Here is a 23,496-nt window from a genome sequence, read left to right as displayed (position 1 = left end):
GCATTATTGTGCGAGCAAGAATCCTTGATTTACATTCTGCTAACAATCGATATTATTTAAGGGCTGCATTTAGGAAAACTAAACACAGATAGCGTTCAATCCGTATTAAACATGCCGAGGTATCTCGTGAGAGCAAGTACATTTGCCGGTTTGGCAACCTTCGCCGTTGTCGCCAAGCATCAAAGCCTGACCAAAGCGGCACAAGAGCTGCACCTCACCACTGGCGCACTAAGCCAACAGATTAAACAGTTGGAGCAGCGGCTTGATCTCACCTTGTTTCACCGTCATTCAAGGGGGCTGACATTAACGGATGAAGGTAGGCAATTATTTGCCGTGGTTGATCTGAGTATTCATAAAATCAAACAAGTATTAGCAGAGCTAAAGGCGCCTGAAACAAGTTCGGAGATCCGTCTCAAACTGACCCCGTCTTTTGCCTTCAAGTGGCTGGTGCCCAAGTTGCATGACTTCAATCGACAATACCCAGATCTGAAAGTACAAACCTTTGCCGACGGTGCACTGGTTGATCACCAATGTGATGATGTGGATTTGATGATTGATTACTGCCAGTTCGGAGCTGCATATGCAGACAGCGATTCGACAAACGGTGAACTTTTGCTTGAAGAGCACCTTGTTCCGGTTATGAGCCCAGAGTATTACCTCGACCATAGCTGGCAATCTGATTGCATCTGGCAAAACGTCACTTTGCTGCACGATGCGATGCCTTGGCAAGGTGCGCAAAAAGATCAAGAGTGGCAGTACTGGTTTGATTCGATGGGGCTCAAACTTTCTCATTCACCCCAGGGACATTATTTCAACCGAACTGATATGGCGATGGCAGCAGCAGAAGCCGGGCTCGGCGTGGCTCTAGCCCGACAGGCGTTACTGGGTAGTGAAATTGAGCAAAAGCGGCTAGTTGCACCATTCCCTGCCATTAAGGCCAAAGCGGGTTACTTCCTTTTTCGCCAACGGAGCACACCAGCCGTAGACTGCTTTTGTCAGTGGCTGAAACAGCAGCCCTCAACGCTATTCACATAAACATCAAGTTATCTTGATATTGGTACTATTGATGTCAGTTAAATTAAAGTCGGCACTATCGAGATCAAACTGGTTCTCCTGTTCGACTTCCTTCGCTAGCCAGCGGGCAAAAGCCTGAAATTTTGGCCGCTTCTGCATCCCTTCAGGACATACCAAGTCATAACCTAAGCCGTTATTTATCGATTCAAACGGGGCAACAAGCTCGCCAGTTCTAAAATAAGGCAATACAAACCGAAGTCGTCCCATTGCAACTCCTAGGGACTGCCTTGCAGCCATAATGTCATGTTCATAGTGGTTAAAAGTACATGTATTGAGATAACAATTGATATCTCCCCCCATCGCCTTCAACCAGCGAGACCATATTTGCGAGCGTTCACCATGGATAAACGTCACTTCCTTTAGCCCATGGATATCACCACTGGCCAGATTGAACTGCCGTGCATAGTCAGGGGTACACACAGGGATACGGCGTTCGTCAAACAACCTAGTGCTGTAACAATCAGGGTAGTGCCCGCTACTATAATAAATAGCGGCATCCAGTGGCTCATATTGAAAGTCAGGTCGATAACCTTTTACCTTCATCCGCAAATTCAACTGTGGATATAACTCGCGAAACTTCCCAAGCCTTGGCATCAACCAACTGCTAGCAAACGCAGGGGAGGTACCGATATAGAGCTCCCCGCTCAAATCATTGCTGATGATATCTTCAAGCTCACTGAAGATGCTTTCAAACGACTGGTTCAAAGTCAGGAGCAACCTTTCCCCTTCCGGCGTCAATTCCATTCGACGGGTCAACCTGACAAACAATGGGAAGCCCAGCTGCTTTTCCAAGTTTTTGATCCTATGACTTACAGCCCCCTGAGTTAGATTCAGCTCCTGAGCGGCTTTGGTAAAGCTCAGATATTTAGCAACCACACTGAAAGAATGCATGTTAGCCAATAGCTGTTGCTTTCTTTCTACTTTTTCCACCCAACCACCAACCAAATCTATCTATTAATATTTTTAATACATTGTACTGCATTTTTCGTTTGTCCGTCGCTCTGTAATTACCGATTATCCCCCCCATAAATTCACGGGTCATATCTGTCAAAAGGATTGGCAGGTGGTTTATGCTGCCTGAAAAAGTTTCTTCGCCCCACAAAATAACAAGGTAAATCATGAATATACTTGGATATCTACAAAAGGTCGGAAAGGCCCTAATGGTACCAGTAGCCACCCTTCCAGCAGCGGCTATCCTGATGGGAATTGGTTATTGGATGGACCCCGTTGGCTGGGGTTCAGAAAGTGTCGTCGCTGCCCTACTTATTAAATCAGGTGCAGCCATCATTGATAACATGGCTGTCCTCTTTGCTATCGGTGTTACCTTCGGCCTTAGCCGTGATAAAAGTGGCGCGGCGGCATTGTCCGGCTATGTCTGCTTTATGGTTCTGACCACTTTATTGTCACCAGCTGTGGTCGCCCAGCTTCAAGGGATCCCTGCCGATGTCGTACCTGCGGCTTTCGATAAGGTTGCCAATCAATTTGTCGGTATCCTCGTCGGTATTGTCTCGGCTGAGATCTATAACCGTTTCCATGAAGTCGAATTGCCAAAAGCGCTGGCTTTCTTTAGCGGCAAACGCCTAGTTCCGATCCTCACCTCTATTGCCGGTATCCTGCTTGCCAGTATCTTGTTGTTCGTATGGCCGGTGATTTACGATGCCCTGATCGCTTTCGGTACCCAACTTCAATCCATGGGCGCGCTGGGCGCAGGCTTGTTCGGTTTCTTCAACCGCCTGATGCTAACCATCGGCATGCACCATGCTCTGTATCCGGTATTCTGGTTTGATGTCGTCGGCATTAATGACATCCCGAACTTCCTCGGCGGGGCACAATCAATCGCCAACGGTACTGCGGTTATAGGTCAAACGGGAATGTACCAAGCCGGTTTCTTCCCAATTATGATGTTCGGCCTACCAGGTGCAGCATTGGCTATTTACCAGTGTGCAGACAAGAAAAACAAAGACAAAGTCTTCTCTATCATGCTTGCGGCAGCGATGGCCTCTTTCTTCACAGGGATCACCGAACCACTAGAGTTCAGCTTCATGTTCGTCGCCCCTGTGCTGTACCTGATCCACGCCGTACTGACAGGTATTTCACTCTACATCGCAGCGACAATGGAATGGATGGCAGGTTTCGGCTTCTCGGCAGGTTTGGTTGACCTCGTACTTTCTAGCCAAAACCCACTAGCAACCAAATGGTACATGCTGATTGTTCAAGGTTTTGTGTTTTTCGCACTTTACTACAGCGTATTCAGAGTCACTATCACCAAATTCAATCTGATGACTCCTGGACGTGGCAAAGACGAGCAGAGCGGTGTAAACCAGGACGACATGGGGGAGTTAGCCAATGCCTACATCGCGGCTATCGGTGGCAAAGAGAATATCCTAGAAGTCGATAACTGTATTACCCGCCTACGTCTGACGGTGAAAGACTCTTCAATTGCAGACAAAGAAGCAATGAAGGCGCTGGGTGCCGCTGGCGTTGTTACTATCGGTGCTGGCGGCCTGCAAGTGATTGTCGGTATGGGCAAGGTTGATAAAGTCGCTCAGGAGATGAAAAGCCAGTTGAGCTAATGCCAAACTGACTCGATAACAGTTCCCCCGAGAGCGAAGCACTTAACGCATCACTTCCCCCGATGCGCACCAAAGTGTTTCGCTCTCACCCTTTCCGCTTTACCAACTAATCACTACTCGAAAAATCACATCACAATTTTGCTTTATGTGTATTTTTATTACCTGATAAAAGTGCTGTAATTAAGATCCTGTTTAGTAAAAGATCACATCGTAATAAATGTAAGACCCGATACAAGCAACGCTGTTACTGCCTGTTAAAGCAATTATCTTTGATATGGGGGCTTTTCTGCTGATTAGCTCTCACTTTACAGGGGGTAAAAATGAAATTTAATACACTTAAAATAAGTCTAATAATAAGTGGTGTTTGGATCAGTTCGAGTGCTATCGCTATCGATGGCTTTGATTTCCCATCAAAACCAACAAATAATGGAGACAATAGTGTATCTTCTTCGGCGGCTAACAACCCTTTTGACCTGAAACCTCTAACGCATAGGGATTTTCGTCAGTCCGATCCGGCTCAAGTCGAGTTAGGTAAGAACCTATTTTTCGATAAGATATTGAGTGGTAATAAAAATATTTCCTGCGGGACTTGCCATCATGTTTTAACAAATACTGGCGATGCCTTATCACTCTCTGTGGGTGAAGGCGGTAAAGGGTTAGGCCATCCAGCCAGAAACACTGGCAGTGGCAATCATGCCATTGTTCAACGTGTTCCACACAATTCACCCGATCTTTTCAACCGTGGGCTGCATGACATTAACGTATTGTTTAATGATGGTCGTATTTTTCCTGATCCGTCATTTGCCAGTGGCTTCAATTCACCCGCAGGCCATCAACTGCCCGTAGGCCTAGATAGTATTTTGGCTGCCCAAAATATTCTTCCGCTCACAAATGTGACAGAAATGGCAGGGCAAGTAGACCAATATGGCGTTCCAGAAAATGAGGTTGCAGAAGCCGCCGCCAATGACATTTTTTCAGGTTCAGACGGCGTTTGGGAAATTCTCATCGAGCGGCTAAGAGGTATTCCGGAATATGTCTCTATGTTCCAAAGCGCATTCGATGATGTGAACAGTGCTGCGGATATCAATATTACTCATGTGGGAAACTCGATTGCTGCTTATATCGGTACAAGTTTCCGCGCTGATAACAGCCCATTTGACCGTTTCTTACGAGGTGATCCCCGCGCAATGAGCCTTACAGCTCAAGAGGGGATGAGGCTATTTTATAACGGCAATCCACGAAATCGAAAAAATCAAACATGTGGTAGTTGCCACAGCGGTACATTGCAGACGGATCAAGATTTTCATGCCATTGCCATGCCCCAAATAGGACCGGGTAAAGGCGATGGTCACAACGGTCGCGAAGATTTTGGCCATTTCCGCGTAAGTGGAGATCACAACGATTTATACAAATTCCGAACGCCATCACTGCGCAATGTTGTGCTTACCGCCCCTTACGGACATGTTGGCGCATACAGTACGCTGCGAGGAGTCGTCGAGCATCATGTCAACGCGATTGACTCTTTGTATAACTACGATACAAATCAGGTACAGATGCCGTCTCGCCCTGACTTGGATGCGATTGATTTTGACGTGATGGATAACGAGTACCTCGTCGAGAAAATAGCCAATGCCAGCGAGATAAACAAACTTAATTACAGCAAAGAAGACATCAATAAAATTATGGAATTTCTATATGCGCTAACGGACCCAGCCAGCCTGGATATTCGTGACCAAGCACCCAAGCGTGTTCCAAGTGGCCTGCCAATCGCTGACTAGAGTGAGTCCTTTTTGGACTGTGTTAAAGATGGTAGACATGCTCAAAAACAAAAGCCCTAGGCACAAACCTAGGGCTTTACTATCTTGATCAGTCTACGACTTTTTATTCAATCGCTTACAGCTCGATAGTGACCATTTCACCGTCAACAGTCAGCATTAGCGTGTTGCCTTCAAGCTTGTGAGACACCTCAACCTGCTCGCCGTTGTTCTTGTTAGGAACAAGTAGCGTTAGAATGTTGTGCTCTTTGGCAGCGCCGAACTCAACGTCTATGTGACGGTGGATTTCTAGATCCTTATACTCGTATGGGTCAACGTCGCCGAAGCCTTCAACATTCTTCACAGAAAGGATGTTGTCTGCTGACTCATTGATGAAGTTCACGTCTAGGTGCGCTTTCTCGCCACGGATAGTGAACGACTTGTCAGCCACTTCGTTAGCGAAAGTCGTGTGCATCAGCCAAGTCATGTCTTTCTCTTCAGTAAGCGTCGCCTTGTCTTGCATGACGAATACTTTACCTTGAACGAACCAGATCTTACGCTTGTAAGACTCGATTTCAGGTACGAAGTACTTGTAAGAAGCCGTCGCGTCGCCTTCAACCATCTTCACATCAGACTCAGTATCGTAGTCTGAGATTGTACCGCCCGCTTCGATACAGAAGCGGTCTTGGTGATCTTCGTAACCGGTGTTCTTGTTCTCACCATACTGACCCTTACCGCCGAATAGAGGCAGGTTCTTAGAGAACGTTTGACGACGCCACTTAGTGTGCATGTCGACACCGAAACCACCGTAGTAACCGGTGATCGCAGCCAGTGTTTCACCGAATGCGTGTAGAGTGAACGCGTTCTGATCACCGTGCGAGTGGCTGATAGAGCCAAACGGCGAACATTTGAAGACCATGTGAATGTGGTTATCACGCTCAGTCATCTTGTTGTGGAACGCCGCCCAACCTGTGATTGGGAATACTTTCAACAGTGGGTCGTTTGACGGTGCTTTCTCTTCTGGTGCATCCCAAAGGATGTTGAAGCGAAGATCGTCGTAGCCAAAGTCCCACCAACCGAAGTTGTAGAATTTAGTGTGCGCTTCTGTGTCACGGCCTTTTAGCTGGTTGTAGTACCAAACGTACTCAGGCTTCTGGTTAACACCCGCGTAGTGCTTGATGTTGTAAGCCAGTTTTAGGCCTGGGAAATCACCGATTGAAGACTGATCACAGAAGCTTGCGCGCTTAGAGTGAACAGGCATACAGTATAGCGGGAAATCACCGGTGTTTTCGTAGAATGTCTTGTTGAACATGTCTACGCCACAGTAAGCTTTCAGTAGGTCGAATGCTTCGCCTAGGAATGCCGTCTGGGTGTTCCAGTAGTCAGGACCTTCAGCCCAACCACCGTCTTCACCGCCCCATGGCGGGTAGTGTACTGCGTAGTACTCTAGTGCGTATGCAATGTACTCGCCTGCTTTCGGGTGATCGTGGTAAAGCGCGATACACGTTGGGATGATAGCAGAAGAGATAGAGCGAACACCGTGGCTGTTTAGCGGGTTGTTTAGAAGATCAACCGTCACTTTTAGGTGATGCATGATTTCATCTAGACGCTCAATCAGCGCATCTTGAACTTGCTGGCGCTCTTCGTCAGTGAAGTGAGCGTGTAGCCAGTCGTAGCCCCAAGCCATAGCAGCGATAACGCGGAATGCCGCTTCGTCGTTGTAACCACGAGACGTTACGCCTTCTGGATCGTAGGTAGAGAGCTTTAGGGTCCAAGCTTTTGCTTTAGCAATAAGCTCTTCATCTTCTTTTACGATACCTGCAATAGCTAGGTTACGTGTCGCGTTAAGCGCCATTTGGCAATCAACGTACATCTGGCGCCAGTAAGGACGCCATAGCGATGCTTTACCAACCGTCTCTTCTGGGTAAGGCTGAGGCTCTTCATACGGGGCCGTCTCTAGGAACTTAGCCGTAGAGTTGTTGAAGAAATCATCGAACATGCAGTGTGATTCATCAGCCTGTACCTTCGCTTTAAATTCAGCGAGATCTTTCGCTTGAACCAGAAGACGAGGACGCTCTTCGCTCAAGTTGTCTAGGAATGTTAGATCGAAGTCACGCTTTTGTACTTCGATAGGGAGTAGGTCTACAAGGTTACCGGCTGAAGTATCATTCTCCAGCTTCATCTTCCTGATCGCATCAAGAGACTTTTGGTTGCTCATGCTAACTCTCTTATTTCAATAAAAGTATATGGGAAAGCTTAAAAATCAATTAATGCTATTGTAATACAATAAGGGGAATAGTCATCACCCAGACACGAAATTTTACGTATTTCGTGATGTGGTGATATACAACAAAGCGCAATGGTGGCACCAAAGTAAAACTTTGTGCGCTATTTCCGATACGATTTTAATCTAGGCCAATCTCCCCATGATGGGGAGATAGAAAATGGAAGGGCATTCAATAAAATCAGGATGAAAGGGTTGAGAAGCTCTGGCGGGTCACAGGTCCCCAATATGGGTCCTGATAGATATCTTCGACATATTGCTCTTGGGTAAATGCACCAATTGCCCGGCGCCAGAATGCGATAGCACGCGTTGCCCCCTCAATTTGCTTGCTTTCCCACTCTCCCGGCATCATGGTAAACAGCTGATGGGCAAACTGCTGCCCCATCCTGTTCTTGCGGAAAATAGGTACAACATAGAAGTCGCACACTTCATAATGACCCGGTGCGGTTTCCGCAATGGCGGCCAAACCTGCCGGCGCTCGTTCGATATAGAGCAAGAATCCCCCGACACTACCGCCAATCAGGGTATCCATAACAAATAGACCATTCTCATCAGGCACCTTCTTGGTATATATAGAAAATTCAGCTTCATAGGGCTGGGACAAGTTGAGGTAGACCTGCATATTGCTTTGAACGACGTTAACAATATTCACGACAACTTCCTTTGGTTATTATCTGACTTTTCTCAATAGCACAAGTCAGTAACCATAGGCTTAATCCCCAAGCGACATCGAATCACACAAGCTCATTGTCGACATTGGTCAACAGCCATTGCGCTTGCTCTCACGCACACCCGCTGAAGCTTTAAGTATTAGCCACCAAAGACTGGTTACTAACAAGTACCTCATTAGATCAGCGTAGACGAATTGCCCTGCTTCCACAGCATGCGTTTTCAATATCACTTGGGCTTTATTGGCTTAACCACAATTCAAGCTGTTGAGTGACCTGCGGCGAGTTCAACAAATCATTGTGCTTCATCTCATAAAGCACTTTCTGGTCGGGCTCTGCAAACATGAGATGACGCTCATTGACCGAGTGGCACCCCAGGGCACTGTTTAAAGGCACAAGGCCATCGCCGATTAATCGTTCAGCTAACAAGCTCCTCTCACTTGCGGTTGTGGCAGCTATCGCAAAACAGCCAATGCCTTGCGGTAATGGTACACCACACCGCTCATCGGGCAGATTGTGAAAACGGTCGGCTCCTTGCCAATCCTCGTCAATAACATTGCCATAGCGAAGATCGGTGATCCCGGCACTACGCAGGTTGCTGAGTAGATTAAAAGGCGCGGTATACGGTGTTTTACTGAGAATAACGCCAAACTTATTACCTATCCGCTCTAAAGGAGCCCCTTGGTGAGGCGTTCCCAGAAACACCATTTTTTTCACTATATCGGGCCACTGCATGGCATGCTTCTGGCCATAATGAACGGCGCTTCTTGCCACTAAGCCACCCATGCTATGGGCGATAATGGACAGCTCTTCTATCGGCGTTGGCCACTGTTTAACAAATTGCTCGATAAGCTCAGATAACAACCTTCCGTTTTGCGATGTATGCAGCCCCGTATTATAGCGAAGGTAAACGGGTGTATAGCCCAGAGAGGCTGATAACTGCTGCCCATGATCGACCTCGATCCCATCATGTTTTCCCTGCCATAGCCGATCATTCATGCATAAACCATGGATCATCAACAGCACTTTTTTTTTCGCCTGTGGAATAGGGAACGTTGCTAACGGTGCGTCTAATGGCAAACTCTCGTCTAACAGCAAGGGCGCTTGCTGATAATAAAAGGTCATCGGGATCGCAAATTGATTGTTCTTTGCCACCAGCTGATCGCCCATGACACCATTTAGGGCTGACAGCATTGAAATGCGTGCCACGGTCTCGGGTTTGCCTTCGTCGAGTGACTCAAGCCAAGGTTGTTGTTTTTCTAGTATTTTATCAACACCATTGCCCACTAGCTCGGTGACTGTATAGATATTCTTATAGACAAAACCGGTGAGGCCCCGGGCTTTATCTGGTGCTGACCCACTCGGCATCCCCATCGTACGCCAGACAGACTGGTGCACCCCTTCGGCGATCCGTGTTGCACTTATTGTCGCTTGAGTCGCTAATTGCCCGATCCCTCTAAGATCAGAGGCGTAAAAATGCTTGAATCGCTTTGTCGATGCTTGGGTAACCATTAAGAACTCCATTTCGCGCAGTTATTGTGGAGAAACGCGGAGGGGGGGAACAATCTCATGCGTGTATACCCAAGTAACTTGGGTATATAACATAAGCTTCCAAGCTCATAGTGAGGAAATAATCTAGAATTGTGAACCTAGATAATTCAAATACCGCTCTTTCCGACCAAAGCGTTATGATTTAGTTGAATTTGCTAACCTTTGTTTTGCCAACCATTGTAATGCTGTTTCAGTAAGCTGCTCGGTATAGGGGTTGATCTTCCAATGATCAGGACACCACCCTTTCACAAATCGCTGGAAGTCTGCCCAAGCAACGCTGTATAACGGTCGCCAGTGCTGCTCGACATCATCACCATCAATATCGGGGTGATACTCAGACAAGAACTGTTTCAATGCAGCAAAGTACTCATCAAGGTAAGCTTGGATCTGGCTCTCACTTTCGTTAAAGTCCAACACACTGCTAAGCAGCAAACAGACATCCTTCATACCACAGCCACCACCAACATATTGAAAGTCGACCGCGGCAACCGATATAGCCTGTCTAATACAGCCACCTTCTGGATCACGCCCCCTTGGTGTGAAGCAGAAATTAGCCAATTTAGCATCACCATGCACCAAGGTTTGGTATTTACAGCAAGCCAAGGTGGTATCTATCGGCTTGGCTGCTGCTTTCAAAGACAGATCATCAAGCGCAGCCAGTTCATCTGGCCGGGTTGCCAAATGCCAATAGGTACCTACCGGCCATAATCCTTGTGGCATAGTCTCCAGCCCTTGGGACATAAATTGGGCATGAAATTTGGCTAACCAGCGTAAGCAAGCCAAAATGGCAGAGCTATCTATATGCTTATGAACTTCGCTGTATCCCAGCGTGGCTAAGTCTTCCAATACCAGCAGAATTTCATTATCTTGCTGCTCCACCATCAAACACTTGGGCACTGGAGCTAAACATTTGTTGGCATAGTCGCGATACCAATTCACTTCGACCTGGTAGGAATCCAGCTTACGCTGGTGTGACCGCGACGTATTCCAGCCCCGAGGATGAGCATGTGAAGAGGCTGTCGATTGTGGCAAAAGAATGTACTTAACGATAACTGAAGGTACCTCCCCACCGTCTAAATACAACCTGACCAATTCACCATAGCCGCTCCATAAGCTTTGTATTGGCTCAACTCTCACCACGTTGTTGGCACCGATTGATTGTGCAACATTTTCAATAATACATTCTGGAATATTCATAATATTAATCAAGATTCTAGCTGCTATCACCTAGCACTTTTCGTTTTTCTCGAAACCCATAATGTTACACGTTGGACGAATGGGCAAATGTTGAAGCTCACAACTTTAAGCATTTCGAACTCTCTCTGATTGCTTGTATACCCGTAAGACGGGCACCACTCAGTGAATAAACAGTCCAGTTAAACGCAAGTATAGTCACTTGGTATCAATAGTAACTTGGCATAATCGTCCCCTAAACTGTCACTATTTTCATATTTTTAACCTGCTCTAATAGTATACATTTGAAAACGATCACAAGTTGAAACGTTTCGATTGATGATGGTGAATTTATGCTGTACTGTTCATAAGAAATAGAGTTAACACGATATAAGCGGTCTACTTAACTTGATTTAAGCCACTTTAGATGCAAAAAAGACAAGTAAAGCAGACTTAACAAATAGAAACGTTACAACTAAGATTCAATGGTCAGGGACATAACATCAGATACGCAAGGAATAAAAGATGATGTCATCCAAAATACATAAACGGAAGAACTCCCCTCTCTGGCCTGTTACAGCTTCTCTCGCAATGTTGTCCCAGCCATGTACCTCAGCAGATCATGCAGCAGTACCTGAACCCCAGAATCATTTGTTCGTAGCCTCTTTGTCTAGAGCTATGAACATTCCGTCAATACATATGGGAATGCGTAGAAAGGCTAGCCCCCCCATAACCAATCATGGTGCGTCTTTTTAATAAAGACACACCATAAAGTTAAAGTTCGGCTAGAAAACCAACATAAAATTATAACTATAATACGTACTAACATACTATTTAGAAGAGAAATCATGATAAGCAATCTCGAAGTCGTTATTTTGGCCAATTTGTTAGAAAGAGAATCTACTGGCTATGAACTGACAAAAATAATAAAAAAATCACCTTGGAAAACATCCCACCAACAAATTTACAGAACTTTATTAATGCTAAAAAACAAGGGGTATCTTTCGTGCAAAAACGTATACCAAACAAAAAAACCTAATAAAAAAATCTATTCCATCACGCAAGAAGGAGAGATAATTGTTAGCAACCCCAAATTACAAGAAGCAAAAATCAAGAGCACACAAGACGAAGCTAACTCTAGGTTGGTTATAGGAAATCCTCAATACTTTATAAATATGCATAGTGAAATATCAAAGAAAGTTGACGAATTAACTGATATAAGAATTGTCTCTGATCCTTTAACGCAGTTAGCTATAGATAGAAAAATAAATTTACTTCGTGCAGATTCAGAATGGTGCAATCACGTTGTTAAAATATTATCTAATAAAATAAAGGCCGCAGCATGAATTATATCGCCATATTCCTCGATGATAAAGGAAGAGCACTATCCAATAACAGTGGTCAATATATCAACATCCAACTAGGTATGTTTGATGATATCAGTCAAGCTACTGATAGTGCACGTGATCTCTTTGGCGGGCACGAGATTAAAAAAGGACTAATTTGGAATAGTTCAAGGAGCGGTGGAGTGTTAATCACTACAGATACTTACTGACATAAGTGATTACTAGTAGAAATCTTCACCACTCACCTACTTTACATTCATTAACACCCAAGCACACATTCACTTGGGTGTTAATTTCATATAATTAGGGATCTTTTATCTTTTATCTTTTATCTTTAGTATCATCAGAGTTGTAAAAATGGATCAGCTTATAACGATGTTCTCGAACACCATAATGACGCACGACATTGTGGAAACCAGGGTTTTAATAATAATGATAGTATAGGCTGTCACGCCAGAAAAAACCAATAAGGTCAGCGAATAATCTATATTCTGCACCAACTCATCTATCATTGCACCCGCTTTATTCTTGCCGGATAGTTAATTACTTCACCGACCACAATAAAAAAGCCCGTTGAAAACCGTGCTTTCAAAGGCCAGCGCATTCAACGGGGTGTTTTTTATACATCAATTATTGGGAGTAAACGATTTATACATTTCAATAACGTCTTGGTAGTACCCTTTTTCCTTCAGATACGTTTCAACCTGATTATTAATACTCGATGCCAAGAAGGCACATACAAACATCCCTTGATCAAGCGAGATAAGCTTTGTCGACATATTCCCATCGGTATCAACCGCATCAAACCAGCCATATGGCGACTCAATGTTTGGGTGCTGTCGCTTGATTGATTTAAGGCATGCTATAGCGCTCTCTGGTTCAACCATAAAGGATAGTGCTGTCGCATGAGGTGTACCGGTATTGCCACCTGCAATAGGTAGCTTAAAACGGACCGAGGCTTCAGAGAGCTCAGGAACACCAAAAGCCTCATAACTATCACCCGTTGTGGCTGCCGAGGAAACAAATGGGATCTGATAATGCTCAGAGTGAACTCGCTGAACCCTCGTCATATCTTCGACGATCGAATAATCCGGTATCAGCTCCCTTTCATTGAGCCAAATGGCGGGCAACATACCCTGGAAATACGCGCCGTCCCAAGTCAACATGGGATAAAGGGTTTGCTCATTTAAGGCATAGGTCCCCGTATAGAGTGCCATATTGTTAAAGCCTGACTTAGGTACTGGGCTACTCGTGGCTTTAGTCATTAAGTGAGCCCAGATCGGCGCTAATCGGCTCTCATTCGCTTTTCGATCAATATAATATCCCAGCAATGTCCCTTCTTTGGTCGACCAGCCAGCATGGAGCAGGCCTTCATCAGGATCATAGAATGCTTGCCATCCCGGTATTTGTCTCTGCAAAATATCGTCAATTTTTGTGACGATATTAATCGCTAACTCTTCACAAGCGTCCAGGTAAGCCCCTGATACGGCAGCCAGTGCAAAGGCTAAATTGGCGTTATCGACCGCAGGAACAATCCCTTCATCTTGGGGCTGCAATTTTCCATCAACAATATCGTATGGCCAATAAAACAACCCATTCCAGGTTGGCGCACCGAGCAACACATCGAGCGTTTCGTTGATTCTAACGAGTGCATCAGAGTTACCGTTTTGATGGGCTGCAGTCAGAATATTGAGATAGAGTCCTATCTCAGTGGTGTTGACGTAATATTGGGGGTCAATATCAGAGCCCGTCACAAACAAAGTATCGTAAGGCACCTTCGCTTGCTCATCGACACCCACCCCGTCTAGGAAGAAGTCCAAGTTGCTTTGTAGCTCTTGTTCAAAACCAGGTGGATAACAAAGCGGGTGTAAAGCCAGCTCGTTAATTTTAGCGACGTTCGAACAGAGTGAGTTTAAAGGTGCAGGATCTTGAGTGTAATGTGACATAGTAAAAGAATGCTTTACAAGGGCAGATAAGGTATTTGCCGAACATACCACATACTTTCCCCGACCTGCCTAAACCAATTTCCGATTTGTGCCTACACCAACATACCTTAAAAAAAAGCCCCCCATACATGGCGTATGAGGGGCTTATTACATTACACTAGTCGGCTTTGGCGCTTATCCCTGAGATATCCAAGGTAACCTCCATCCTTGTGTAATTTAGAAACCTAATTTTTTACGTTCTTGACGGTTCATGAACGGGTATGGCGCTTCAAAGTAATCTTTAGGTACATCATAACGCTCACGGGCATTCTCTAGCTCTGTCGTCATCATGGCACGTACTTCAGCATACTCAGGATCTTCGTACACATTGTTTACTTCGTTAGGATCTGTCACCAAGTCATACAATTCGAAGAAACCTTTGCCATCATGCTGTGAGTAGAAATCAATCAACTTGTAACGGTCACTACGTACGCCATCATGACGAGGTACATTGTGTGCACCTTCCATGTAGTAGTGGTAGTAAACGACTGGACGCTCTTCTTGCCACTGGGCATCAGACGTCTGGCCTTTAAGCACTTTCAAGAAAGATTTACCCTGCATTTCCTCTGGTGTTGGCAAACCTGCCGCTTCAAGGAAAGTTGGACCAAAGTCCATGTTCTGGATCATCGCTTGCGGACGCTGATTGCCTTCGATCTGACTCGGCCAACGGATCATAAATGGCATCTTGAAGCCTTCTTCATACATGTAGCGCTTCTCAGCCCAGCCATGTTCACCAATGAAGAAGCTCTGATCTGAGCTATATACAACAATGGTATTTTCCGCCAAGCCACTTTCGTCTAGGTAATCAAGAATACGGCCAACGTTTTCATCAATGGTCATCACAGTACCCATGTAATCACGCATAAAACGTTGGTACATATATTCTGTACGGGCAACTTTCAAATCACGCGGAACATTACCCCAGCGACGTTTATACATAGGATCTTTCATCTTTTCCCAGTAATCTACGTTCGCATCATCATAGGCTTCGTGGAATGCAGCTTTCTGCTCATCGGTTAAACGGTTCATCCACTCGTCAAAATGCCAACGCTGATCACCGTTCATGCTATTGATCCACTCTTCACGTACACGCGCTTTTTCTGGTGTAGTCGGTGCAGGTGGGAAAGCATTGATACCTACTGGCGTCATACCGTAAAGCTGCATCCAAGCATTCTCGGCATGCTCACCACGGGTTTTGTAATCATCAAACAACGTATCAGGGATCGGGAAGTTATGATCCATGAACGTTGCCATGTGGCGTGGTGGTGGACGACGTGGAGTATGTGGCGCTTTATATTGAACCTTCAGTAGGAACGGCTTATCTTCATCCCACGATTCTTCAAGCCACTCCAAAGACATATCTGTGATCAGATCTGTTGAGTAGCCTTCAATGACACGGGTTTTACCCTCTTTGTCAATGAACTCAGGGTTATAATATGTACCCTGACCACCAGCACCGTTAAGTACCAAAGAATATCCAAACTCGTTGACCGGTGTTGGGTGCATATGCCACTTACCAATCAGAGCTGTCTCATAGCCACTTTCTTCCAGAAGTTTAGGGAAGATAACCTGATTAGGATTCCAACGAGAAGTATTATCAAGTACGCCATTTTTGTGAGAGTGCTTACCTGACATTACCGAAGCTCGGCTTGGCTGACAAATAGAGTTGGTTACATATGCACGCTCAAAGATTGCACCTTCATTGGCAATACGATCGATATTTGGCGTTTGACCTAAAGTTGGGTTGTAAGCGCTGATAGACTGGTTAGCATGGTCATCAGAAAAAATAAATAGAATGTTTGGTCTTTCTTGCTCTGCTGCAACACTGGTCATTGCAGATGTAGCTAGTAATAAACCAATCCCCTTCGAAAGGGTTGAGCGTTTAATATTCATATTGTCCTTGCCTAATATAAGATTAAACAACTTGATTACATCAAGCTGTTTTTTTACTTAACGCATAGTGATAAAACCATCACATGTGCCTTTCCATGCACTAACGACTCAGTAAATAACAGGCCAAACCGCCAAGTTAATCGAATTGAGTGAATTACATCCATTTCACACAAGCAAATATAAACGTTTCGACTAACACCGTCAATTAAACAACCGTAAAGTGTGATCCGTGTTAAATACTAAAAATAGCGTAAAAAAACTGTAATGATTTTTGTATAGGGTAAAATCTCAATAGCTTTCTATCTTTATTATAAAAAAACTCCCAACCATATAGTTGGGAGCAGACAACAATGATGCAAATTGTAAAAATTACCCTAAGAAAATGATCAATTCATTAACTACTCAAAATAGTTATTGTATTTATTAAAGAACTCCATACCTAAATGCTCTGGCATGGCCGCCATGCCAAATAAAAACGTTGAAAAATCAACACCCTCAATAAATTCCGCTTTCCAATCTGGCTGGTCATGGCTATAACGCCATAGGATTTCATACCCACCGTCTAACTCATGCTTTGCATTAATAGTGTTATCACGGTAAGTCGAAATTAAATCATCTTTGGCTCTATCATTAAATGGAATATAACCAGCTAGAATATGCGGTGATACGACTAAGTTATGGTTAAATTGACGGTCACCTTCAAAGTGAAAACGGTCGACACAATAACCGTTCGGACAAGAACCGGCACCACTACCCCACTCATAATCTTTTAATTCCACACCTTCAACATCGACATCACGCCAGAATGCGAAATCGGCCTTTGCTGAATTTTCCAATGCTTTTACAAACTGAGGATTGTTTGAAAAATCATGCATCAAATAGTTATTGAAGAGAAAATTAAACTGGGAGGTGAACCACGTTTTCCCTTCAGACAAAACCGGGATGTCATTATATTTCGCAACCGGCAGGTATTTGGTTGATGAATACCAGATATCCCAGAACTTTTTAGCATTGGCCGCATTCGCAGCGCTGTCTAGATCATATGCTTGCTGGTTTGCAAGGCCTGCTACCAGCATATATTCATTAAATGCCTTAGTGCGATAAGGTTTAAACGTACCATCGGTATGCTGGGCAAGGTAAATACGCCCGGTTTTCACATCGGCGATATAAGGGGTGAGATCGGTATTACTGAACAAGAAATCGGCCAGCTTGGCAATTTCTTCGTTTTCGCTGAAGTAGTTTTTCACAAACAGGGCGCCATAAATCATGATGGCACTGTCTACCGGACTCCAATCGTCACCGACAGCTTCACCGGTTTGGGTATTGTAGAAATGAATGAAGGTATTGGTCGCATTTTGCGGAACCGTAAAGTTAGGATCCTGCCCCGCCAGTTTACGCAGTGTCTGCAACGCCAACTGCTCGGCTTCCGGCTCCCAACCATTGGCGTGGCCGATTGTCAGCGCAACCAACCCCATACCAGAGTTAGCGATTGAACCAATATAACTACGGTCACCGTTCAGGAACAATTTGTCCTCGTAGGTACCGTTTTCATTACGGAGTTGCTGCCAGTAAGCATAGCCACCACGGTAGAGGCTATCAATGATTTCTTGATCACTTTTCACTGTTTCGCTAATAACCGGAGCAACCTTGGCCGTTTCTGCAAATGCAATACCCGGCAATAGCATTGTTCCCACCAACAGTGCAGCTAACTTTTTCTTCATTTCAAATCCTTTAACCCAAAAGCACATGTCATGTGCTAACTCAGTAACATTGCCTCTGAATAACAAGTTACACAGCATCAATAATTCAAATGTCTGAACCCAATATAAACGTTTCGACACAGGATTCAATTTGAAAAGGGGCAGAGTGTGCGTTGAGTCACGCCGAATATTTGTAGCGATATGTAACGAAAAAAGTCTGGACGGCTAACCCGACCAGACTTCAAGCTGTTGTTTAAAACAAATATCGCGAGTTATTTGATGCCTAGCTCACGGCGTTCTTTTCGGTTCATGAATACATACGGGACTTCAAAAACATCGTCAGGCACTTCGTACTTGGCGCGCAACTCATGTAAGTGCTTGTGCATCATAGTGCGAACTTCTGCATATTTCGGATCTTGATACACATTGTTCACCTCGTACGGATCAGCCTCAAGATCATACATCTCGAACCAGCCCTCACCGTTGTTCTGCGAATAGAAGTCAATCAGCTTGTAACGGTCAGTACGCACACCATCATGACGCGGCACATTATGCGCACCGTGCATATAGTAGTGGTAGTAAACCGCAGGACGCTGCTGTTGCCACTGCTCATCAGAGACCTGACCTTCAAGCAGGGCTTTGAAAGATTTACCCTGGATCTCATCCGGAATCGACACCCCTGCAGAGTCAAGGAAAGTCGGTGCGAAGTCGATATTCTGGATCATCGCTTCAGGACGCTGGCCTGGCTTGATGTGTCCCGGCCAGCGGATCAGGAAGGGCATTTTCATTCCTTCCTCATACATGTAGCGTTTCTCAGCCCAACCATGTTCGCCAATGAAGAAGCTCTGATCTGAACTGTACACCACAATGGTATTGTCAGCGATACCCGCCTCATCGATGTAATCAAGTACGCGGCCGACGTTTTCATCAATACCCAGTACCGTTGCAGCATAATCACGCATGAAACGCTGATACATGTAGCTTAGGCGGTCCGCCTTTTGTTCAGTGGTCAGGTTGGCTCCACGACGTCGCTTGTACTTGGGATCTTTTTGCATATCCCAGTATTCGACGTTGATGTCATCGTAGGCGGCATGCCAAGCATCACGCTGCTCCTGATTCATCCGGCTCATCCACTCCTGGTAGCGTTTACGCTCGCGAGGTGTCATGCTGGCCAGCCATTCTTTGCGCACTTCTTTACGCTCCGGTGTGGTCGCTGCCGGCGGGAAGGCATTGATCCCAACCGGCCCCATGCCATAAAGCTGCATCCATGCGCTCTGCGCATGATCACCACGGGTATTGTAATCATCGTGCAGTGTCGCAGGCTCAGGGAATACATGGTCTTTAAAGGCGGTTAGATGCCGCAGGGCCGGGCGACGAGGAGTATGCGGTGCCTTGTACTGGATCTTTAGCAAGAATGGCTTGTCAGCATCGTCACGCTGCTTCATCCAATCGAGTGACATATCGGTGATCACGTCCGCCGAATAGCCTTCCACGACGGTTTTTTTGCCTTTATTATCGACAAACTCCGGCTGGTAGTAAGTCCCCTGGCGGCCAGAGCCACTTAATACGATTGAATAGCCGAACTCGTTAACCGGTGTTGGCTTCATGTGCCACTTACCGATCAGAGCCGTGTCGTAACCGGCCTGCTCCAACAGCTTCGGAAAAGCAAGCTGGTTCGGGTTCCAGTCAGCCGTATTGTCTGTGACGCCATTTTTGTGGGAGTGCTTGCCTGTCATCACCGATGCACGGCTTGGCTGGCAGATCGAGTTACCAACAAACGTGTTTTCAAAAATCGCCCCTTCGTTGGCAATACGGTCGATATTCGGGGTTTGGACCAAGTCTGAGCTGTACGCACTGATAGTCCGGTTGGCATGGTCGTCGGAGAAAATGAAAATAATATTGGGCTGCTCGGTCGATACAGGAGCGGCCTCAACAACCTCAGGCATGACAACGTTTGTTGCCATCAATACGGCCATCCCTTTAACTAATTTGGTGTATTGAAAATTCATAGCCAGATCAAAACCTTTTATACATAAGAATCATAAGATGCATACCAATTGAACATCCAGCATAAGATTTCCCGGTTAAAATTAGCTGAAGAAAATAATCGATTTATGCGTGATACATCACCACCAATATAAACGTTTCTACAAACACCTTCAAATCGCGGTTTCATTTATGTGAAGCACGTAAAAGTATCAATAAAAATTTATATAATACATAATGTTATGCACATTAACAGATGCCAGAGAGGTACACAGCGGAGCTATAGTTGCCAATTGAATAAGAACAGTTATTCAGGAATGACTCTAAAACCGTGGTCAATTTTACTTGACCACTACATTTATCATTCTGTTGCTTAATCGTACTCTACTGAGAACCATATTAATTCCCAGTAGTAACAAAGAGTAAGGTCAAGAAATACTTCTTCTATTTGTATCATTAAATAGGAAAAATATTCTAATGACTTATATTACGCCAGTTATTATCATATTTATAAGTACTACGATCCCAGCCCCATTGTGATGGAAGATTTGATTCATTCCATTCATCATAGGCTTTTCTTAAACGAACCACTTGTTCAGGATACTGATCAGCAACATCAGTCAGCTCGCTGATATCTTGTTTGATGTAATAAAGCTCCATCTCATCACTGCCATTATTCAAGTTAGGCATGATCAGCTTCCATTCTTTATCTCGAATAGCCGCTTGCTGAGGCGTCAGCCAGTAGAGAAAACGATCATCCAGTTGCTCTTGCTCACCCATTAATCGTGGTAGAAGATTGATACCCTCAAGCTGAACGTGTTGATCTTTCGATAATTCGATTTGCGCCACGGCCAGCATTGTTGGTGTGATATCCAGTGCTATGGTTGGCTCATCAATTACTTGGCCAGCGGGGATTTTACCTTTCCATGTAATACTGAACGGCACACGAATACCACCGTCCCATAGTTCACGTTTAGTTCCACGAAGCGGCGTATTGAATGAACCGTTATCTCTTGGATCTCCACCATTGTCAGACATAAATACAATCATGGTATCTTCAGCTAAACCATGTTGCTCAAGTTTGTCGATCATTTTACCTATATTCATATCCATATTGTACGTCATGGCTAAGAACTTACGGCGCAGCTCGTCTTCAACATGAGAGAACTTGGCTAAGTCTTCTTGCTTAGCTTGCATTGGGCCGTGCGAGGCATTAAATGGCACATACAGAAAAAAAGGTTCTTCTTTATGACGCTCAATAAAGTTAACCGCTTCATCTGCAAATACATCAGTCAAATAACCATCAAAATCTTCAACCAGTTCATCATTACGGTAAATGGAGGAATAAGCATGCTTTTTAGCATTCTCTAGATTCCGCCCCGTAACAAAGTAGTCAGCAGCACCGTTGTTAAAGCCAAAGTAATAGTCAAATCCGCGGTTATGTGGCCAATACTTCTGATCTTCCCCATCATGTGATTTGCCAATGAAGCCCGTGGTGTAGCCAGCATCCTGGAAGAAATTACCAAAGGTTTTCGCCGATAGGTCTAAGCCTTGTTCGATGTCTTTTTCAAGAATAAATGGACCAATATTATCTACATAGCCATAACGCTGCTGATATCGACCAGTGACTAGACCTGCGCGAGACGGACCGCAGACAGATCCGGTTACGTAACCTGAAGAAAAAACAGCCCCATCAGCCGCAATTTTATCCATATTGGGCGTAATGACATCTTGACTGATATTTTGGAAACCCATGTCAGCAAAACCGATATCATCAACGTAGATTAGCAATATATTCGGTTGTGGCGCACTATCTTGCACTCTAGTCACTTCACCAGAGGAATCACAACCTACCAGCATACCTGACACAGTTAAAGCAAGAGCATGCTTCATTAAATTACTGTTCATTATTTTTTAGTTTCCTTCATCATTACAAAAAAAACTACCGCGAAGAACGCGGTAGTTTATTAACAGTTAGAACTGGTGATTTATTTTATGGCTATGGAATGTACACTTTGCGGATAACATCCTGTGAAGGAGTCTTAACAATCTTCACATCAGCAACGCCATATTTAAACCCAGCAAAATTATGCCCTTCAGTATCATCTGTTGATTGAGCCGAAGAAACCAACTTGTTAATGTGCTGTAGAGTATTCAAACGAATTCTGTCGCTGTAACTGCCATCAACTGTGTACGTAAACAAGTCTTTCATTGGGATACTGATTTGATATGCAGTTGCACCTTTATTGACATCACTCATGATGACACCAACAGAAGTTGACTCTAGTCGGCCAGTACTGCCCTCTGGCGTAATGCCATCAAACTTAAAGAAAATCTCCCACTCATCGTGTTCAGGTACTACGCCTGCACCCGATATGAATAGTTTAAGTTCCAGAGCACCACTTTCCATGTACTGCGATAAGTCAACCGCCTTGAACTCTTCAAGTGCAGCAATCTCTAACGGGAAGAAGGTCTTATTATCGGGTTTATATTCACCACCGTCAGCAGCCACATAGTGGATCTCAGCAAACTGAGCTTCAGTATCTGGCCAACCGCCTGGCTGCCCATATGATAATTTACCGTTATTAGCTCTAATACCCGTCGCCCAACCTGTCGTCTCACCATTCTTCACTGTATAACGGAGAATACTTTCTTCACTGCTTTCAATACGAGCAGCATTTTCACAAGCTAAAATGTCTTGGAAAGCCCAGTTCTCAGGCACTGAGTTCGCCATCCAACGCACATCCTTTAGCTTGTACTGAACAGGACCGGTGGTCTCAAACTCAATCGCGGTTTCTAGCTTGGTATGGTCAACATCAGTGCCATCAAAGAAACAGCTCAGCGGTAATTTTATTTGTTGTAGTGCTTGAGCCCCTTTAGTTGCAACAATAGCACTAGTCACATCGACTGAACTTGCGTTACCAGCCTCATCGCGAAGCGTAATAGTGGCTTTGGTTAATGTATCACCAATGTCAACAGTACCTTCAGGCTGGATTTGGAAAGACAAAGAGCCTTTATTCCAGTTCTCGTGCGCTACGTCACCGTTAGCCCAACCATGATATGTACGTACCGTATTGACAGGCTCTTCAGAAGAAAAGAGAACGCTGGCTGTATTTGTTGTCGTGTCACGAGTTGCATCCGCTACGACCGTGACATTTGCTGCCCCAAAGTCAGTAAAGTCAACGCCTTCGATAGTAATGTTGCCGCTAGTAGTCATACCATCTGTAACCACAACTTCACCGTTTGTAGAATCTTTAATCTTCATATCAAACGGCTGTCGCCAATTTGCTTCAGACTCTTTCGCATCTGCGCGGTATAGGTTAAGGCCAAAATCGGTTGCTAGTGCAACATCGCCACCACCACCGCCACCATCACCACCACCACCGTTACCACCGCCGTTACCACCATCGCCGTAGTTATAATTATCGTCTAAACAACCACTAAGAGCGATTGCAGCACTGATGATAATTGCTAATTTTGCTTTTGAATTAGTCATAGTTAGTAGCTCT

18 protein-coding genes are annotated in these 23,496 nt (G+C 44.9%); 5 read left to right on the top strand and 13 right to left on the bottom strand.

Going from position 1 to position 23,496, the window contains the following annotated elements; translation table 11 throughout:
- The first annotated feature begins 111 nt into the window (after nucleotides 1-111).
- Nucleotides 112-1,035, top strand: a complete 924-nt coding sequence (locus C9I99_RS10910; RefSeq protein ID WP_107348918.1) for a LysR substrate-binding domain-containing protein — start codon at nucleotides 112-114, stop codon at nucleotides 1,033-1,035.
- 3 nt (nucleotides 1,036-1,038) lie between these two features.
- On the opposite strand, the gene C9I99_RS10905 is transcribed toward C9I99_RS10910, so the two are convergent.
- Nucleotides 1,039-1,965 carry a LysR substrate-binding domain-containing protein gene (locus C9I99_RS10905; RefSeq protein ID WP_420849228.1) on the bottom strand — a complete coding sequence of 309 codons (927 nt, stop codon included), beginning with the start codon at nucleotides 1,963-1,965 and terminating at the stop codon, nucleotides 1,039-1,041.
- 1 nt (nucleotide 1,966) lies between these two features.
- Nucleotides 1,967-2,194 (bottom strand): hypothetical protein, encoded by a 228-nt coding sequence (locus C9I99_RS10900; RefSeq protein ID WP_107348916.1) that lies wholly within the window; start codon nucleotides 2,192-2,194, stop codon nucleotides 1,967-1,969.
- Between C9I99_RS10900 and nagE the strand changes: the two genes are divergently transcribed.
- Both nagE and C9I99_RS10890 read left to right on the top strand, forming a co-directional pair.
- A complete protein-coding gene (gene nagE / locus C9I99_RS10895) occupies nucleotides 2,193-3,647 on the top strand; it encodes an N-acetylglucosamine-specific PTS transporter subunit IIBC (protein ID WP_107348915.1) in 1,455 nt (484 codons plus the stop codon). The genes C9I99_RS10900 and nagE overlap by 2 nt on opposite strands.
- A gap of 320 nt (nucleotides 3,648-3,967) precedes the next feature.
- On the top strand, nucleotides 3,968-5,425 hold the full coding sequence (locus C9I99_RS10890) for a cytochrome-c peroxidase (protein WP_107348914.1): 1,458 nt from the start codon (nucleotides 3,968-3,970) through the stop codon (nucleotides 5,423-5,425).
- A gap of 115 nt (nucleotides 5,426-5,540) precedes the next feature.
- Here C9I99_RS10890 and C9I99_RS10885 read toward each other — a convergent pair whose 3' ends face one another.
- From C9I99_RS10885 to C9I99_RS10870, 4 genes are all read right to left on the bottom strand, one after another.
- Entirely contained in the window at nucleotides 5,541-7,619 is a 2,079-nt protein-coding gene (locus tag C9I99_RS10885) for a DUF4962 domain-containing protein (RefSeq protein WP_107348913.1), read from the bottom strand.
- Between the two features lie 247 nt (nucleotides 7,620-7,866).
- The gene (locus C9I99_RS10880; RefSeq protein ID WP_107348912.1) at nucleotides 7,867-8,337 is read right to left on the bottom strand and encodes a GNAT family N-acetyltransferase; all 471 of its coding nucleotides are present in this window, start codon (nucleotides 8,335-8,337) and stop codon (nucleotides 7,867-7,869) included.
- Nucleotides 8,338-8,593: 256 nt separating this feature from the next.
- Nucleotides 8,594-9,865, bottom strand: a complete 1,272-nt coding sequence (locus C9I99_RS10875; RefSeq protein WP_107348911.1) for a PGAP1-like alpha/beta domain-containing protein — start codon at nucleotides 9,863-9,865, stop codon at nucleotides 8,594-8,596.
- A gap of 174 nt (nucleotides 9,866-10,039) precedes the next feature.
- Entirely contained in the window at nucleotides 10,040-11,101 is a 1,062-nt protein-coding gene (locus C9I99_RS10870) for a phosphotransferase (RefSeq protein ID WP_107348910.1), read from the bottom strand.
- An 824-nt stretch (nucleotides 11,102-11,925) separates the two neighbouring features.
- On the opposite strand from C9I99_RS10870, the gene C9I99_RS10865 reads away from it, so the two are divergent.
- On the top strand, nucleotides 11,926-12,423 hold the full coding sequence (locus C9I99_RS10865; protein ID WP_107348909.1) for a PadR family transcriptional regulator: 498 nt from the start codon (nucleotides 11,926-11,928) through the stop codon (nucleotides 12,421-12,423).
- Nucleotides 12,420-12,632, top strand: a complete 213-nt coding sequence (locus C9I99_RS10860; protein ID WP_107348908.1) for a hypothetical protein — start codon at nucleotides 12,420-12,422, stop codon at nucleotides 12,630-12,632. Before C9I99_RS10865 ends, C9I99_RS10860 begins: the two co-directional genes overlap by 4 nt.
- Nucleotides 12,633-12,744: 112 nt before the next feature.
- Here the strand turns inward: C9I99_RS10860 and C9I99_RS27335 are convergent, their stop codons facing one another.
- The 7 genes from C9I99_RS27335 to C9I99_RS10825 form a co-directional block, all read right to left on the bottom strand.
- Nucleotides 12,745-12,825, bottom strand: a complete 81-nt coding sequence (locus C9I99_RS27335; protein ID WP_208113385.1) for a hypothetical protein — start codon at nucleotides 12,823-12,825, stop codon at nucleotides 12,745-12,747.
- A 224-nt stretch (nucleotides 12,826-13,049) separates the two neighbouring features.
- A complete protein-coding gene (locus tag C9I99_RS10850) occupies nucleotides 13,050-14,369 on the bottom strand; it encodes a glucoamylase family protein (RefSeq protein WP_107348907.1) in 1,320 nt (439 codons plus the stop codon).
- Between the two features lie 216 nt (nucleotides 14,370-14,585).
- The gene (locus C9I99_RS10845; protein WP_107348906.1) at nucleotides 14,586-16,301 is read right to left on the bottom strand and encodes a sulfatase family protein; all 1,716 of its coding nucleotides are present in this window, start codon (nucleotides 16,299-16,301) and stop codon (nucleotides 14,586-14,588) included.
- 398 nt (nucleotides 16,302-16,699) lie between these two features.
- The gene (locus C9I99_RS10840) at nucleotides 16,700-18,022 is read right to left on the bottom strand and encodes a hypothetical protein (RefSeq protein WP_107348905.1); all 1,323 of its coding nucleotides are present in this window, start codon (nucleotides 18,020-18,022) and stop codon (nucleotides 16,700-16,702) included.
- 251 nt (nucleotides 18,023-18,273) lie between these two features.
- On the bottom strand, nucleotides 18,274-20,010 hold the full coding sequence (locus C9I99_RS10835) for a sulfatase family protein (RefSeq protein ID WP_107348904.1): 1,737 nt from the start codon (nucleotides 20,008-20,010) through the stop codon (nucleotides 18,274-18,276).
- A 451-nt stretch (nucleotides 20,011-20,461) separates the two neighbouring features.
- Entirely contained in the window at nucleotides 20,462-21,895 is a 1,434-nt protein-coding gene (locus C9I99_RS10830; protein ID WP_107348903.1) for a sulfatase-like hydrolase/transferase, read from the bottom strand.
- Between the two features lie 91 nt (nucleotides 21,896-21,986).
- On the bottom strand, nucleotides 21,987-23,483 hold the full coding sequence (locus C9I99_RS10825) for a putative glycoside hydrolase (protein ID WP_107348902.1): 1,497 nt from the start codon (nucleotides 23,481-23,483) through the stop codon (nucleotides 21,987-21,989).
- Nucleotides 23,484-23,496 lie beyond the last annotated feature (13 nt).

The sequence above is a fragment of the Photobacterium lutimaris genome, assembly GCF_003025555.1.
Lineage (GTDB): Bacteria > Pseudomonadota > Gammaproteobacteria > Enterobacterales > Vibrionaceae > Photobacterium > Photobacterium lutimaris.
The sequence above is the reverse complement of the archived record's forward strand: the minus strand, read 5'-3'. Positions and strand labels throughout refer to the sequence as shown.

Excerpts from the sequence above, each read along its gene's own strand:
- C9I99_RS10910 (WP_107348918.1), top strand. The coding sequence starts at position 112 with ATGCCGAGGTATCTCGTGAGAGCAAGTACATTTGCCGGTTTGGCAACC.
- C9I99_RS10905 (WP_420849228.1), bottom strand. The coding sequence starts at position 1,965 with ATGCATTCTTTCAGTGTGGTTGCTAAATATCTGAGCTTTACCAAAGCC.
- nagE (WP_107348915.1), top strand. The coding sequence starts at position 2,193 with ATGAATATACTTGGATATCTACAAAAGGTCGGAAAGGCCCTAATGGTA.
- C9I99_RS10900 (WP_107348916.1), bottom strand. The coding sequence starts at position 2,194 with ATGATTTACCTTGTTATTTTGTGGGGCGAAGAAACTTTTTCAGGCAGC.
- C9I99_RS10890 (WP_107348914.1), top strand. The coding sequence starts at position 3,968 with ATGAAATTTAATACACTTAAAATAAGTCTAATAATAAGTGGTGTTTGG.
- C9I99_RS10885 (WP_107348913.1), bottom strand. The coding sequence starts at position 7,619 with ATGAGCAACCAAAAGTCTCTTGATGCGATCAGGAAGATGAAGCTGGAG.
- C9I99_RS10875 (WP_107348911.1), bottom strand. The coding sequence starts at position 9,865 with ATGGTTACCCAAGCATCGACAAAGCGATTCAAGCATTTTTACGCCTCT.
- C9I99_RS10870 (WP_107348910.1), bottom strand. The coding sequence starts at position 11,101 with ATGAATATTCCAGAATGTATTATTGAAAATGTTGCACAATCAATCGGT.
- C9I99_RS10865 (WP_107348909.1), top strand. The coding sequence starts at position 11,926 with ATGATAAGCAATCTCGAAGTCGTTATTTTGGCCAATTTGTTAGAAAGA.
- C9I99_RS10860 (WP_107348908.1), top strand. The coding sequence starts at position 12,420 with ATGAATTATATCGCCATATTCCTCGATGATAAAGGAAGAGCACTATCC.
- C9I99_RS10850 (WP_107348907.1), bottom strand. The coding sequence starts at position 14,369 with ATGTCACATTACACTCAAGATCCTGCACCTTTAAACTCACTCTGTTCG.
- C9I99_RS10845 (WP_107348906.1), bottom strand. The coding sequence starts at position 16,301 with ATGAATATTAAACGCTCAACCCTTTCGAAGGGGATTGGTTTATTACTA.
- C9I99_RS10840 (WP_107348905.1), bottom strand. The coding sequence starts at position 18,022 with ATGAAGAAAAAGTTAGCTGCACTGTTGGTGGGAACAATGCTATTGCCG.
- C9I99_RS10835 (WP_107348904.1), bottom strand. The coding sequence starts at position 20,010 with ATGAATTTTCAATACACCAAATTAGTTAAAGGGATGGCCGTATTGATG.
- C9I99_RS10830 (WP_107348903.1), bottom strand. The coding sequence starts at position 21,895 with ATGAACAGTAATTTAATGAAGCATGCTCTTGCTTTAACTGTGTCAGGT.
- C9I99_RS10825 (WP_107348902.1), bottom strand. The coding sequence starts at position 23,483 with ATGACTAATTCAAAAGCAAAATTAGCAATTATCATCAGTGCTGCAATC.